Raw genomic sequence first — 14,945 nt, 5'->3', positions numbered from 1 at the left:
TCACTTTGAGTGCCCACACAGATTGTCTGATAAATTGTTAAAGAGCAGTGCCGCTTCGCTTTTTCTCAGCGGCGCGGGGTGTGCATATTACGCCATCCCGCTGCAGAGTCAAGCATTTATTTTTGCTTTCTCTGCCGGTGTTCTCAGTGGAACCCCGCTGACCCGGCGGCTTGCGTGCCGTTGTTCCGTGTCAGTGGAGGCGCATTATAGGGAGTTATTTCCGGCTGACAAGCGGAAATTTAAAATAACCTTCCAATTGTCTCTTTTTTCACCAAAACAGACATTAAGGTGCCACAAAATAAGCAATTTGTCGTTTTTGCAGCCGCAATCACACTTCCTGGTGGCATACTAAAGAGTGAGAATTCGAGAAAGGAAAACCATTCATGCCTTTAAGCGCACAACAGTTAGCCGCACAGAAAAATCTGTCCTATGTTCTGGCCGAAAAGCTGGCGCAGCGAATATTAAAAGGTGAATACGCCCCGGGCACCATTCTACCCGGTGAAATAGAGTTAGGTTCACAATTTGGCGTTAGCCGTACTGCAGTGCGTGAAGCCGTGAAAACTTTAACCGCCAAAGGTATGGTTTTACCACGTCCGCGTATTGGTACGCGGGTGATGCCACAGGCAAACTGGAATTTTCTCGATCAGGAATTGCTCACCTGGTGGATGACAGAAGAAAACGTCCATCAGGTTATTGAACATTTTCTGGTGATGCGCATTAGTCTGGAGCCTCAGGCATGTTTATTGGCAGCAACAATTGGTACAGCTGAACAGAAAGAATATCTGAGCACATTAATGGAAGAGATGGTCGCGCTGAAAAAGAACTTTAAGCGTGAGCGCTGGGTTGAGGTCGATATGGCCTGGCATGAGCACATCTATGAGATGAGTGCTAATCCCTTTCTTATTTCTTTTGCGACCTTATTCCATTCTGTCTACCACACCTACTTTACCTCTATTACCCATAACGACGTGGTGAAGCTTGATTTGCACCAGGCCATTGTCGATGCGATAGAAAAAAGCGATGGCGACCTCGCCTTCAAAGCTTGTAAGGCATTACTCATTGCGCCAAACGAGCTACCAGACAAATAACGAGATACTGAATGTCAGAAAAAAAAGCGCGCAGTATGGCCGGGTTACCGTGGATAGCAGCCATGGCCTTTTTTATGCAAGCCCTGGATGCCACGATCCTTAATACTGCCCTCCCCGCTATAGCGCAGAGCCTTAACCGTTCCCCGCTGGCGATGCAGTCTGCCATTATCAGCTACACCCTAACGGTCGCAATGTTGATTCCAGTGAGTGGATGGTTGGCAGACCGTTTTGGCACTCGCCGCATTTTTATGATTGCCGTTGGTTTATTTACGCTAGGCTCTCTGGCATGCGCGCTTTCAGGATCGTTAACCGAATTAGTCATTTTTCGCGTAATACAAGGGATCGGTGGCGCAATGATGATGCCGGTCGCCCGTCTGGCATTATTGCGGGCATATCCCCGCAGTGAACTACTCCCTGTGCTCAACTTCGTCACAATGCCAGGCCTGGTCGGTCCAATCCTCGGTCCCGTGCTGGGGGGAGTACTGGTAACCTGGGCAAGCTGGCACTGGATCTTCCTGATTAATATTCCAATTGGCGTGGCTGGTATTTTGTATGCACGTAAATACATGCCTAACTTTACGACGCCACGTCGCAACTTCGATATGACCGGCTTCTTTCTTTTTGGTTTGAGCCTGGTGTTATTTTCCAGTGGAATGGAGTTGTTTGGCGAGAAGATTGTCGCAAGCTGGATCGCGCTGAGCATTATTGCGTGCAGTGTTATATTGCTACTGACATATATTCGCCATGCCCGCCGCCATCCTACCCCTTTAATCGCCCTGCCTATTTTCAATACACGGACCTTTTCTGTCGGTATTGCAGGAAATCTCGCAACGCGCCTGGGTACGGGCTGTGTTCCTTTTTTAATGCCGCTCATGCTGCAGGTGGGGTTCGGTTATCCTGCGCTAATTGCCGGTTGTATGATGGCACCGACAGCGTTGGGATCCATTCTGGCTAAATCGACCGTTACGCAGGTGCTGGGTCGCCTTGGATACCGGAAAACTCTGGTGGGTATTACCGTATTTATCGGCCTGATGATTGCTCAGTTCTCCCTGCAATCGCCAGCAATGCCAATGTGGATGCTGATTCTGCCGCTGTTTGTGCTGGGGATGGCGATGTCTACCCAATTTACCGCCATGAACACTATCACGCTTGCCGATCTGACCGATGACAATGCCAGTAGCGGTAATAGCGTACTGGCAGTCACACAGCAACTGTCTATCAGTTTAGGCGTCGCCGTCAGCGCCGCCGTGCTGCGCATTTACGAAGGTATGGAAGGCACCAACACAGTTGAGCAGTTCCATTACACTTTTATGACCATGGGCGTGATTACCGTGATATCCGCGCTCATGTTCATGTTGCTAAAAACCAAAGACGGTCGCAATCTGATCAAAGAACGGCACACCTCTACACCGACCCCCGCGCCATCAAAACCGGAGTAAGCTGCAAACGCTGCTGTTGTAATGCGGGCTGAGCCATACGATGAATTAACACATCGATGGCCAGTTCGCCCAACTCATCTTTGGCTTGATGAATTGTGGTGAGCGGTGGCGTCATATAACGCGCCAGTTCAATGTCGTCATAACCAATCACCGCCATATCCTGTGGAATACGTAATCCTGCCTGATATAACGCCTGATAAGCACCAACGGCCATTGCATCATTACCTGTGAAGACCGCTTGCGGCCTTTCTTTATATGACAGTAGTGTTTGCATCGCTTCAAACCCACCGCCAAACTCAAAATCACCCGTGATCTCGTAACCATCCTGAATAGTCAGCCCGGCACGGTTCATCGCTGTCCGGTATCCTTCCAGTCGCAAACGCGCCGGTGTTTTATCCAACGGCCCGGTAATACACGCGATACGAGTAAAACCTTTATCGATCAGGTACTGGGTCGCTAAATCCCCGCCTAACAGCGAGTTATCCTGAATCAGATCGCTTTCGCCTTCACCATCAAAAGGGGACCAGTCCATCATAACGGTTGGAATTGAAGGATAGCGTTGCATGATTTCACGCGACGGCTGATGCGTTTCTGTACAAAGCAGCAGTAAACCATCGACCCGCTTTTGCATCAGCGTTTCCAGATTACGGTTCATACGTTGCTCATCGCCTTCGGTATTGCATAACACCAGGCTATAGCCCCGCTCAAAGCAGCTACGCTCAACGCCGCGAACAAGTTCTGAATAAAAAGGGTTTGTACTGGCCGTGATCAGCATACCAATGGTGCGGGTCTGATTTAATTTCAGGCTACGCGCCAGGGCAGAAGGCGCGTAGTTTAATTCTTTAATCGCTGCTTCAACTTTCCCGGTAATGGTCTCGCTAACAAAGCGATCCTTATTAATCACGTGAGAGACTGTCGAAGTAGAAACACCCGCCACGCGGGCAACATCCTTCATTGTAGCCAAGCGTTACCTCTGCTGACCCAAAAACGCCTCAATCTCTTCGCGCCACGGAACAGAGGGCTGCGCACCTTTACGCGTTACCGCAATCGCGGCAGCGGCATGCGCAAAGCGAATGGCTTCAGGCAACGGAGTCTCTTCCAGTATTGCGGTAATCAGCGCGCCGTTAAAAGTATCTCCGGCTGCAATCGTGTCGACAGCGTCGACTTTAAAACCAGGAACCCGGTGACCGTCTCCATCCACACTGGCCCAGACACCACGACTTCCTAACGTTATCAATACAGTATGAATACCTTTGGCATGCAACGCCTGAGCAGCTTTCTCCGCATCGTCATCGTTTTCCACGCGGATACCGGTCAGCTTCTCTGCTTCCGTTTCGTTCGGCGTAATAATATCTACCAGCGCCAGCAGTTCGTCGGAAAGTTCACGAGCAGGCGCCGGGTTAAGAGCCACGATGGTTTTATTCTGATGGGCAATTTTGGCCGCTGCCAAAACGCTTTCAATGGGAGACTCCAGTTGCATTAATAAAGCGGATGCCTGGGCGATGCGCTCGCGTTGTGCGTCCACCAGCTCAGGCGACAGCGCCGCATTTGCACCTGCATGGATGCCAATAACATTTTCACCTTCACCATTGACGAATATCAGCGCCACTCCCGTTGCTTCACCTTTGATCACGCTAATCGGCGCGATATCGATGTTGTCACTGGCTAGCTGTTTGCGAACACTTTCGCCAATGTCGTCATCACCCGTACAGGCAATAAACGCAATATTTGCACCACTACGACCCGCAGCCACCGCCTGATTGGCACCCTTTCCACCAAAAGCCACCTGATAGTGATTCCCTGTTACGGTTTCGCCTGGGGTTGGAAAGGATTTTAGGTTAAGGATGTGATCAGCATTAATGCTACCAAGAACAACGAGGTTGCCTGCGGTTTTCATGTTCGGAATGTCCAGTAAAGTGCGCCACCGTATTAGGGTGGCGCGTGCCCTGCTTTTCTTTTTACGCTTTCATCTTCAGAATGTTTGTACCTTCTGAGGATGGCGTATTTATGTCGCCATCAGGCAGTAAACTGCCTGAATCGCTTATTACTGCTTAATGACCAGCTTCAGGTCAACCGGATATTGAGCCTGAACCTTCTCACCTTTCAGCACTTTATCAGCGGTCTCAACACCTTTAGCACCGATTTGATCCGGTAACTGAGCAATGGTCGCAGCCAGTTTGCCATCATTTACCGCTTTTTCGCCATCCGGTGTGCCGTCAAATCCAACCACCATCACATCAGATTTACCTGCGGTTTGCAGAGCACGCAGCGCACCGAGCGCCATCTCGTCATTCTGAGCAAATACGGCCTGGACATCCGGATGCGCGGTCAGCAGGTTCTGCATTACGTTCAAGCCTTTGGTACGGTCAAAGTCAGCAGGCTGGCTGGCAAGCACATTGAATTTGTGTGCAGCAACGGCCTGCTGGAAGCCTTCACCACGCTCACGCGCAGCGGAAGTTCCCGCAATCCCTTGCAGTTCAATGACTTTAGCTCCCTCACCCGCTTTCTTCGCAATGTAATCACCCGCAATTTTACCGCCCAGCACGTTATCTGAAGCGATATGGCTGACCACTTCGCCCTTCGACGCTACACGGTCCAGGGTGATTACCGGAATTTTGGCCTGGTTAGCCATCTTCACCGCATTACCTACCGCGTCAGAATCGGTTGGGTTGATCAGCAGAATTTTGGTGCCACGTACGGTTAAATCCTGCACGTTCGCCAGCTCTTTTGCCGGGTTATTCTGTGAATCCAGTACGACCAGGTTATAGCCCAGTTTATCGGCTTCTTTCTGAGCCCCTTCTTTCAGAGTGACAAAGAACGGGTTGTTCAGAGTGGAGATAACCAACGCAATGGTGTCTTTTGCCATCGCATTCGCACTCACGGTGGCGCTAAGCGCAACAGCAGAAACCAGGGTAGCCAGTTTTTTCATGTTCATATTTAAGATGTCCTGTAGTCGTTGTTACTGCTTTTTGTTGTCTACCAGTACCGCCAGCAAAATCACCACCGCTTTGACGATCATCTGGTAATAGGAGGAAACACCTAACAAATTCAAACCATTATTGAGGAAGCCAAGGATCAGTGCGCCGATCAATGTCCCAACAATACGTCCTTTACCACCCGCAAGGCTGGTGCCGCCCAGAACGACTGCGGCGATGGCATCCAGTTCATACCCCGTACCTGCCGTGGGTTGCGCTGATGAAAGACGAGCCACTTCGATAATGCCCGCCAGTGATGCCAGCAGACCACATAATGAATAGACGATAATTTTGACTTTGCTGACACTGATGCCAGACAAACGCGTTGCGGCTTCGTTACCGCCCAACGCGTAGATATAGCGCCCCAGACGGGTATGGTGCAGCATGTACCACGCCGCAAGGAAGACAATACCCATAATCCAGGCCGGCGTTGGGACGCCCAACGGACGACCAATACCAAACCAGCCGAACAGATCGGCATTATCCGTAAATCCAGTATTCACGGGGCTACCGTTGGTATACACCATCGTGACGCCACGCAGCAGCAGCATCATCACCAGCGTGGCGATAAACGCCTGAACGCGACCTTTCGCGACAATCACCCCAGTCACGGCACCAATGGCAGCACCCAACGCCAGGGCTGCGGCAACGGCCACCAACGCATTAACTTCAATTCCGACAATAGACGCCGCAACGGCCCCGGTAAGCGCCAACAGAGAACCGACAGACAAATCGATACCCGATGTCAGAATAACCAGCGTCATCCCCACCGCCATAATGGCGTTGACCGAGGTTTGCTGAAGAATGTTGAACAGGTTATTAACGGTAAAAAAGTTAGGACTCATCGTGGAAACAATCGCTATCAGCACCAGCAGGGCAATGAGCGACTTCTGCTCCATCAGCCACGCTTTGGTGAAATAACGGCGACCAGAAACAGCCTGGGTAGTCATCTTTTTTACTCCTGATTCACGCGATTAAGCTTGCCCACAGCGGCAGCCATTAACACTTCCTGGGTGGCCTGCTCGCGAGTGAATTCACCGCCGAGATGCCCTTCGTGCATGACGATAATGCGATCGCTCATGCCTAATACTTCTGGCATCTCAGATGAGACCAGAATGATGCTCAGGCCATCGGCCTTAAACTGGTTAATAAGCTGATAAATTTCTTTTTTAGCGCCCACATCCACGCCACGGGTCGGCTCGTCGAGGATCAACACTTTTGGACGCGTCATTAAACCGCGAGCAATCGCCACCTTCTGTTGGTTACCCCCGGACAGCAGGCCAATAGCTTGTTCCATCGACGGCGTTTTCACGTTGAACAGGCGGATGAAATCACTGACCGCCTGTTGTTCATCTTTATGTTTAAGGCTGCCACCGGTACGGCTGAAGTAACGCAACGCGGTCAACGACATGTTTTCTTTCACCGACATGCCGAGCACCAGGCCATCACGCTTACGGTCTTCAGATATATAGACGATACCGTTCGCCAGGCCGTCTTGTGGCGAACGCGCCACCACTTCATGACCGTCGAGAGTGACATAGCCGCTGGTGCGAGGTAGCGCGCCATACAGCACCTTCATCAGTTCGGTACGTCCGGCGCCCATCAAGCCGGAAATTCCCAGGATCTCGCCCTTGCGCAGCGTAAAAGAAACATTATTCACGCCAGGACCACACAGATTATCCACTTTCAGGCGGACCTCTCCCGGCGCGTTATTCAGGCGCGGATACTGATCCTCAAGCTTACGACCCACCATCATTTCGATGAGAGAATCTTCAGTCAGCGAGGCCACTTCACGTTCGGCAATAAATTGTCCGTCACGAAAAACGGTCACGTCATCGCAAATTTCGAAGATTTCTTTCATACGATGAGAAATATAGACAATCCCGCGGCCCTGCGACTTCAATTCCCGAATCACGCGGAACAAAGATTCCGTTTCAGTATCGGTAAGCGCATCCGTTGGTTCATCCATAATGATGACTTTGGATTCAAAACTCAGCACTTTGGCGATTTCCACCATCTGCTGATCGCCAATCGACAATTCGCCCACCAGCCTGTCGCTTTTAAAGCGCAGGTTGAGCTTTGAGAGCAGAACGTCGGCTTCGGCATACATCTTTTTCCAGTCAATTTTGCCAAAGCGATTCACAAACTCACGACCCAGAAAAATGTTTTCGGCGATAGTGAGTTGTGGGATCAGGTTCAGTTCCTGGTGGATAATACCGATACCAGCTTCCTGAGAAGATTTAGGGCCGTTAAAGGTGGTCTCTTTTCCCAACCACAACAAAGAACCCGCATCACGTGCGTAGATGCCGGTTAACACTTTCATCATGGTGGATTTACCTGCGCCGTTCTCGCCTACCAGCGCCATGACACGGCCTGGATAAACATTCAACGCGGCGCCGGATAGCGCTTTTACGCCCGGGAACGCTTTATCGATCCCTTTGAGTTGCAGTAATGCGTCCATGATGGCCTCAGAAAGTGACGCCAGCACAGAGAATAATATTCGCGTACGGAGAACACTCTCCGCTGCGAATGACCGCCTGACTGTCTGCGGTTTGTTTTTTGAATTGTTCGTGTGTGGTGTAACGAATTTCTATGGTATTTCCCTGGTGTTGTTGCAGTTGCTCAATGTGTTTGAGCAACGTTTCGTGGAGTTGCGGATTATGTTGTTTGATTTCCGTCGCGAGAATGGCCGACTCGACCTGCATTTCTGCCGTCACCACGCCCAGTACCTGCATAAACGAAGGAACACCCTGCGTTAATGCCATATCGATACGGGTTGTGCTGCGCGGAACCGGTAAGCCTGCATCGCAAACCACCAGCGTATCGGTGTGCCCAAGACGGGAAATCACCGATGAAATTTCAGAGTTGAGTACCGTGCCTTTCTTCATTTTCTTGCTCCACTAGCGAAACGTTTCGCTGACCATAAGTTTAGTCGCAATAACGCTCAGATAACCACCTTGAGGTTACTGAAATGTGATCAACATCGAAACGTTTCGCAAACCACATCATGGCGAAGAAAAAATCTGATAAGGGGTAAACAAAACGCCCCCTTTCATCATGAAAGAGGGCGTTATGAGGTTTAAATTTCGACCTGGGTACCCAGTTCAATAACCCGGTTAGGCGGGATCTCAAACTGATCCGGCGCACGCAGCGCATTACGCTGCAACAACAGATACAGTTTGCCGCGCAAACGGAGATACCACGGTCGTTTTCCGACGATTAACGATTCGTGTGACATAAAGAAAGAGGTTTCCATCATTCGGCAACTTAATCCTTCCAGGCCACAACGGTGGAAAACTTCCTCAACGTTCGGTGTTTCGCGCCAGCCGTAACTGGCCACCACTCGCCAGAAGGTTGGCGACAGTTGCTCAATCTGCACACGACGCACGTTGTGCACGTACGGCGCATCTTCCGTGCGCAATGTCAGCAATATAACCCGCTCATGCAGTACCTTGTTATGTTTGAGGTTATGCATCAAGGCAAACGGGATAACGTTCAGTGCGCGCGACATATACACTGCGGTGCCCGGCACACGGACCGGTGGTGATTTCTCGAGAGAGGCGATCATCGCTTCCAAAGAGTTACCGTGCTCATGCATACGCCGCAGTAAACGGAAGCGCTCGCTTTTCCAGGTCGTCATAATAGTAAACATCACCAGACCCAGGCTTAATGGCAACCAACCGCCTGAAAGCAGTTTATCGAGGTTCGCCGAGAACAGCGGAACATCAATACACAGAAACGCCACCAGAATCAGCGCGACGAAGTACTTGTTCCAGTGCCAATTTTTGCGCGCTACGGTGGTAGAGAGGATTGACGTCAATACCATTGTTCCCGTCACCGCGATACCGTACGCCGCCGCCAGATTGCTGGAGTGCTCGAAGCTGACAATCACAATCACCACAGCGACGTAGAGCATCCAGTTTACAAAAGGAATGTAGATCTGACCCGACTCCATCTCTGAAGTGTGGATAATACGCATTGGCGACAAATAACCAAGGCGTACAGCCTGGCGCGTCAATGAGAAAACGCCAGAGATGACGGCCTGCGAAGCGATAACCGTCGCCAGCGCGGCGAGGATCAGCAGCGGAATCAACGCCCAATCAGGCGCCAACAGGAAGAACGGGTTTTTGATAGCTTCCGGGTGCTTGAGCAACAACGCCCCTTGACCGAAATAGTTCAGCACCAGCGAAGGTAATACCACGGAGAACCACGCCAGACGGATAGGGAGCTTACCGAAATGGCCCATATCGGCATACAGCGCTTCGACACCGGTAATAGAGAGCACCACAGCGCCTAACGCAATAAAGGATAAGGTTTTAAATTCCAGAAAGAAATGCACAGCCCACAGCGGATTTAAAGCTTGTAACACTTCTGGGTTGGCAATAATACTGCGCAAACCCAGCCCGGCAAGCACCAGGAACCAAATCAGCATGATTGGTGCAAACAGCTTACCCACCATCCCGGTACCATGCTTCTGAATCATAAATAGCAGGGTGAGGACGATAATAGAAAGCGGGACAATCCAGGTATCGAGCTGCGGCGCAATGATTTCCAAACCTTCAATCGCCGACATGACTGAGATTGCTGGAGTGATCACCACTTCACCATAGAAAAAACTCCCGCCGATCAGCCCGATAATGACCAATGCGGATGTTGTTCTTGCCGATGTATTCCGCCCGGCTAGCGACATGAGTGTCAGGATCCCGCCTTCACCAGCGTTATCTGCACGCATGACAAACGTCAAATACTTGATGGAGACAACAAAAATCAACAGCCAAAAAATCAGCGACAGAAAGCCAAAAACAGCGTCGCGCTCAACGCCAAATCCAAACTGACCGGACAAACATTCACGAAGCGTATAAAGCGGGCTGGTGCCAATATCACCATAGACCACCCCAATCGCCGCGAGGGTAATCGCAGACAATGATTGCTTATTATCAGTGCTCATAGACTAGTCTTTCGTTTATATATGAAATGTGTGCGTAGTCCCTTGGCCCACAAAAAAGCGCAAGTATGCACGATTAATCGCAAAATCGTACCCCTAAATTGCGGCAGATTAATCTGGCGCAAAGAAAATGAAACAGCGCTTCAGTCTATTTATGCCCCTGGAGCGAAACGTCTATACTCGCTGTTTACATGGTACAACTGATGAAAGGACGCCACTCTATTATGGCTCACCCACATTTATTAGCGGAAAGAATTTCCCGTCTGAGCAGTGCACTGGAAAAGGGACTTTATGAACGCAGCCATGCCGTACGTTTGTGCCTATTGGCCGCGTTGAGCGGAGAGAGCGTTTTTTTACTGGGACCGCCAGGTATTGCCAAAAGCCTGATTGCCCGTCGCCTCAAATATGCTTTTCAGCACGCCAGAGCCTTTGAATATCTGATGACACGTTTTTCCACGCCTGAAGAGGTCTTTGGTCCACTTTCTATTCAGGCGTTAAAAGATGAAGGTCGCTATGAGCGATTAACCGCCGGATATCTTCCCGAAGCTGAAATCGTCTTTCTGGACGAAATCTGGAAAGCCGGTCCGGCGATCCTCAATACATTGCTGACCGCCATCAACGAACGTCATTTTCGCAACGGCGCATACGAAGAAAAAATCCCCATGCGCCTGCTGGTGGCAGCGTCTAACGAACTGCCAGAAGCAGACAGCAGTCTTGAAGCGCTGTATGACCGTATGCTGATCCGTCTGTGGCTGGATAAAGTGCAGGACAAAGCCAATTTCCGCTCAATGCTAATAAGCCAGCAGGATGAAAGTGAAAATCCCGTTCCAGCTTCGCTTCAGGTTACCGATGAAGAATATAACCAGTGGCAAAAAGACATTGGCGCAATTTCGCTGCCCGATCACGTATTTGAACTGATTTTTACCCTGCGCCAACAGCTTGATACGCTGCCAAATGCCCCCTATGTCTCTGATCGACGTTGGAAAAAAGCCATTCGCCTGTTACAGGCCAGCGCCTTCTTCAGCGGCCGCGAAGCGGTCGCGCCTATCGACCTGATTCTGCTGAAGGATTGCCTGTGGTACGACGTACAAAGTCTGAATCTGATGCAGCAACAGTTGGAAATATTGATGACCAGCCACTCCTGGCAACAGCAGGCAATGCTGACGCGCCTGGGGGGTATCACGCAACGCAGGATTCAAATACAACAGCAGCAAAGTGACCAAACTGCGTTCACGGTTGTACGTCTGGGAGGCATGTTCAGTCGTCGCCCGCATTACGATCTGCCGCCAGAAATCAGTGCCACCACTCTGACACTGCTACTGCAAAAGCCGTTGAAGCTACACGATATGGAAGTGATCCACATTACGTTTGATCGTGGCGCTCTGGAACAGTGGCTGGCAAAAAGTGGCGAGATCCGGGGCAAACTGAATGGGATCGGTTTTGCCCAAACGCTGAATATGGAAGTCGACAGCGACCAGCATTTAGTGGTTCGCGACATCAGCTTACAGGGTACCCGCCTGGCACTCCCTGGCTCATCCGAAGACAACATGCCCAGCGAAATCAAACAACAACTGGAAGCGCTGGACAATGACTGGCATCAGCAGCACAACCTGTTTAGCGAACAACAAAAATGTCTCTTTATCCATAGCGACTGGTTAGGTCGTATCGAATCCAGTCTGCAGGATGTAGGCACTCAAATTCGTCAGGCACTGCAATGCTAACCCTTGATATGCTCAATATCATGCTGGCGGTCAGCGAAGAGTGGATCGTCGAAGAGGTGATCCTCGCGCTGATTGCATCACCAAAACTGGCGGTATTTTTTGAAAGATACCCCCGGTTAAAAAATGCGATTACCGATGATTTGCCACGCTGGCGCGAGGCGTTACGTAGCCGAATTAAAGAGACGCTTGTTCCTCCTGAATTGACGGAAGAGGTGATGAGCTATCAGCAAAGCCAGCTTCTCTCTACACCGCAATTTATTGTACAGCTACCGCAAATATTAACGCTGCTGCATCGGTTGCACTCTCCCTACGCCGGGCAGGCGCAACAACTGGTGGACAGCAATAGCGTCTTCACCCCTTCTTTACACACTCTTTTTCTACAACGCTGGCGTTTGAGTCTCGTGGTCCAGGCCACCACCTTAAACCAGCAGATGCTGGAGGAAGAACGCGAACAATTGCTCAGTGAAGTTCAGGAACGTCTGACACTGAGTGGACAACTGGAACCGGTACTGGCGGAAAACGACACCGCAGCAGGACGTCTGTGGGACATGAGTGCTGGCCAGCTCAAACGTGGGGATTATCAGTTAATTGTTAAGTACGGCGATTTTCTAACTGAACAGCCCGAGCTCAAAAAACTGGCGGAACAGTTAGGCCGTTCGCGGGAAGCCAAATCAGTACCGCGTAAAGATGCGCCGATGGAAACGTTCCGCACAATGGTACACGAACCCTCCACGGTGCCAGAGCAGGTGGATGGCATTCAGCAAAGCGACGACATTCTGCGTTTACTCCCACCAGAACTGGCGACGCTCGGCATCACTGAACTGGAATATGAATTCTACCGGCGGCTGGTGGAAAAACAGTTGCTCACCTATCGACTTCACGGTGAAGCATGGCGCGAGAAAATCACTGAACGTCCGGTGGTGCATCAGGATTTCGACGAACAACCCCGCGGCCCGTTTATCGTCTGCGTGGATACCTCCGGTTCAATGGGCGGGTTTAATGAACAGTGTGCGAAGGCATTCTGTCTGGCGCTAATGCGTATTGCGCTCGCCGATAACCGTCGTTGTTTCATCATGCTGTTTTCTACAGAAGTAGTGCGCTACGAGCTGTCTGGCCGGGAAGGTATTGAGCAAGCTATCCGTTTCTTGAGCCAGCGTTTTCGTGGCGGTACGGATATTGCCAGTTGTTTTCGCGCCATTATTGAGCGCATGCAAGGCAGGGAATGGTTTGACGCAGATGCTGTGGTAATTTCAGATTTTATCGCGCAGCGACTGCCGGATGATGTGGTGGGTAAAGTAGGAGAGTTACAACGGGTGCATCAACATCGCTTTCATGCCGTGGCGATGTCCGCACATGGCAAACCCGGTATCATGCGTATTTTCGATCATATCTGGCGCTTTGATACCGGGATGCGTAGCCGCCTGCTGCGACGCTGGCGGCGTTAAACATCTTAGAGCAGAGAAGAGACGCTTTCACGCACCTGCGCAGGCCATACACCACATTGTACCTGACCAATGTGTGGCAGTTGCAGCAGTAACATGGTCAGGCGTGACTGACCAATACCGCCGCCGATAGTTTGCGGCATCTCGCCACGCAGCAACGCCTGATGCCACTCCAGACTCAATCGGTCTTCGTCGCCGGTCAGCGCCAACTGGCGTTTCAGCGCATCTGCATCGACGCGAATTCCCATCGAAGAAAGTTCAAACGCATCTTCCAGTACCGGGTTCCAGACCAGAATATCGCCGTTCAGACCGGCATAACCCAACTCAGAGGCGGAACTCCAGTCATCATAATCCGGCGCACGAACGTCATGGCGATGCCCGTCACTCAGTTTACCGCCGATCCCCACCAGGAAAACCGCACCCAACTCTTTGGCGATTGCGCGCTCACGGCCTTTCGCATCCAGCTCGGGATAACGGGAAAGCAGATCCTGGCTATGAACAAAGTGGATCTGATCCGGCAGGAACGGAGCCAGGCCAAATTCTTTGCTCACTGCAGCTTCAGTGGCTTTAATTCCTGCCCAGATCGCCTCTACTGTGCTTTTCAGGGTAGAAAATTGACGCTCACCGTCGCCCATCACGCGTTCCCAGTCCCACTGGTCAACGTAGACCGAATGGAGCGGAGAAAGACGGTCTTCATCGGGGCGAAGCGCTTTCATGTGCGTGTACAGCCCTTCACCCGCGCTGAAGTCGTGTTGTCCCAGGGTTTGTCGTTTCCACTTGGCCAGAGAATGCACCACTTCAAACTGGGCATCTGGCAATGCTTTCACTTTTACCTGTACCGCTTTTTCACAGCCCGACAAGTTATCTTGCGTGCCATCCCCGACACGGCTGAGGATCGGTGCCTGAACTTCAATCAGACCCAGACGCTCCTCCAGTTGACGAGAAAAGTGGGATTTCACGAAGCTAATTTGGCGTTGTTTGGCAATGTAAGCGGTTTTCATTATTTATACTCCTGCGTCCTGTTGGTTATGATTAAGCAACAGAATGCGGGTGATTTTCAATAATCAACAAGCAAAAAGGCTGGTTAGGTTTTGATTCATTAATATAAGAGGCTAAAATAGAGTGAATATCTAATCTACATAAGAAAAACCAATGGAAAATTATCAGATCGACAATCTGGACCGCGGCATCCTTGAGGCATTAATGGCAAATGCGCGTACGGCATACGCTGAACTGGCCAAACAATTTGGCGTCAGTCCTGGCACCATTCACGTTCGCGTAGAGAAAATGAAACAAGCGGGGATCATTACCGGAGCGCGTATTGACGTTAGCCCA

The 14,945-nt window shown here is 50.8% G+C and carries 14 protein-coding genes; 6 read left to right on the top strand and 8 right to left on the bottom strand.

Going from position 1 to position 14,945, the window contains the following annotated elements; translation table 11 throughout:
* From CJP72_RS25605 to mdtD, 3 genes are all read left to right on the top strand, one after another.
* Positions 1–352 (top strand): hypothetical protein (locus CJP72_RS25605; protein ID WP_238340104.1); only part of this gene is annotated, 352 nt, incomplete at its 5' end.
* Positions 353–383: 31 nt separating this feature from the next.
* Entirely contained in the window at positions 384–1,088 is a 705-nt protein-coding gene (locus CJP72_RS18055) for a FadR/GntR family transcriptional regulator (protein WP_162382719.1), read from the top strand.
* A gap of 11 nt (positions 1,089–1,099) precedes the next feature.
* A complete protein-coding gene (gene mdtD, locus CJP72_RS18050; RefSeq protein ID WP_162382718.1) occupies positions 1,100–2,527 on the top strand; it encodes a multidrug transporter subunit MdtD in 1,428 nt (475 codons plus the stop codon).
* On the opposite strand, the gene rbsR is transcribed toward mdtD, so the two are convergent.
* The 7 genes from rbsR to kup form a co-directional block, all read right to left on the bottom strand.
* On the bottom strand, positions 2,493–3,491 hold the full coding sequence (gene rbsR, locus CJP72_RS18045; protein ID WP_162382717.1) for a ribose operon transcriptional repressor RbsR: 999 nt from the start codon (positions 3,489–3,491) through the stop codon (positions 2,493–2,495). The two genes, mdtD and rbsR, sit on opposite strands and share 35 nt — an antisense overlap.
* 3 nt (positions 3,492–3,494) lie before the next feature.
* Positions 3,495–4,424, bottom strand: coding sequence for a ribokinase (gene rbsK / locus CJP72_RS18040; protein WP_162382716.1), 930 nt, complete (start codon positions 4,422–4,424; stop codon positions 3,495–3,497).
* Between the two features lie 147 nt (positions 4,425–4,571).
* On the bottom strand, positions 4,572–5,462 hold the full coding sequence (gene rbsB / locus CJP72_RS18035; protein WP_162382715.1) for a ribose ABC transporter substrate-binding protein RbsB: 891 nt from the start codon (positions 5,460–5,462) through the stop codon (positions 4,572–4,574).
* A 24-nt stretch (positions 5,463–5,486) separates the two neighbouring features.
* Positions 5,487–6,452, bottom strand: a complete 966-nt coding sequence (rbsC, locus tag CJP72_RS18030) for a ribose ABC transporter permease (RefSeq protein ID WP_162382714.1) — start codon at positions 6,450–6,452, stop codon at positions 5,487–5,489.
* Positions 6,453–6,457: 5 nt separating this feature from the next.
* Positions 6,458–7,963, bottom strand: a complete 1,506-nt coding sequence (rbsA, locus tag CJP72_RS18025; protein ID WP_162382713.1) for a ribose ABC transporter ATP-binding protein RbsA — start codon at positions 7,961–7,963, stop codon at positions 6,458–6,460.
* A gap of 7 nt (positions 7,964–7,970) precedes the next feature.
* Positions 7,971–8,390, bottom strand: coding sequence for a D-ribose pyranase (gene rbsD, locus CJP72_RS18020; RefSeq protein WP_162382712.1), 420 nt, complete (start codon positions 8,388–8,390; stop codon positions 7,971–7,973).
* A gap of 191 nt (positions 8,391–8,581) precedes the next feature.
* Entirely contained in the window at positions 8,582–10,450 is a 1,869-nt protein-coding gene (gene kup / locus CJP72_RS18015; protein ID WP_162382711.1) for a low affinity potassium transporter Kup, read from the bottom strand.
* Positions 10,451–10,671: 221 nt separating this feature from the next.
* On the opposite strand from kup, the gene ravA reads away from it, so the two are divergent.
* Together ravA and viaA are read left to right on the top strand one after the other, a co-directional pair.
* Positions 10,672–12,168, top strand: a complete 1,497-nt coding sequence (ravA, locus tag CJP72_RS18010; RefSeq protein ID WP_162382710.1) for an ATPase RavA — start codon at positions 10,672–10,674, stop codon at positions 12,166–12,168.
* Complete coding sequence (viaA, locus tag CJP72_RS18005; RefSeq protein ID WP_162382709.1) at positions 12,162–13,613, top strand: ATPase RavA stimulator ViaA; 1,452 nt, start codon at positions 12,162–12,164, stop codon at positions 13,611–13,613. Before ravA ends, viaA begins: the two co-directional genes overlap by 7 nt.
* Before the next feature lie 5 nt (positions 13,614–13,618).
* Here the strand turns inward: viaA and asnA are convergent, their stop codons facing one another.
* Positions 13,619–14,611: an aspartate--ammonia ligase gene (asnA, locus tag CJP72_RS18000; protein ID WP_162382708.1), complete on the bottom strand. Its 993-nt coding sequence runs from the start codon at positions 14,609–14,611 to the stop codon at positions 13,619–13,621.
* Between the two features lie 151 nt (positions 14,612–14,762).
* On the opposite strand from asnA, the gene CJP72_RS17995 reads away from it, so the two are divergent.
* The coding region (locus CJP72_RS17995; RefSeq protein ID WP_162382707.1) for a winged helix-turn-helix transcriptional regulator at positions 14,763–14,945 on the top strand (183 nt) is incomplete at its 3' end.

It is taken from the genome of Citrobacter sp. NCU1 (assembly GCF_010231475.1).
Taxonomy (GTDB): Bacteria; Pseudomonadota; Gammaproteobacteria; order Enterobacterales; family Enterobacteriaceae; genus Citrobacter_D.
The sequence above is the reverse complement of the archived record's forward strand: the minus strand, read 5'-3'. Positions and strand labels throughout refer to the sequence as shown.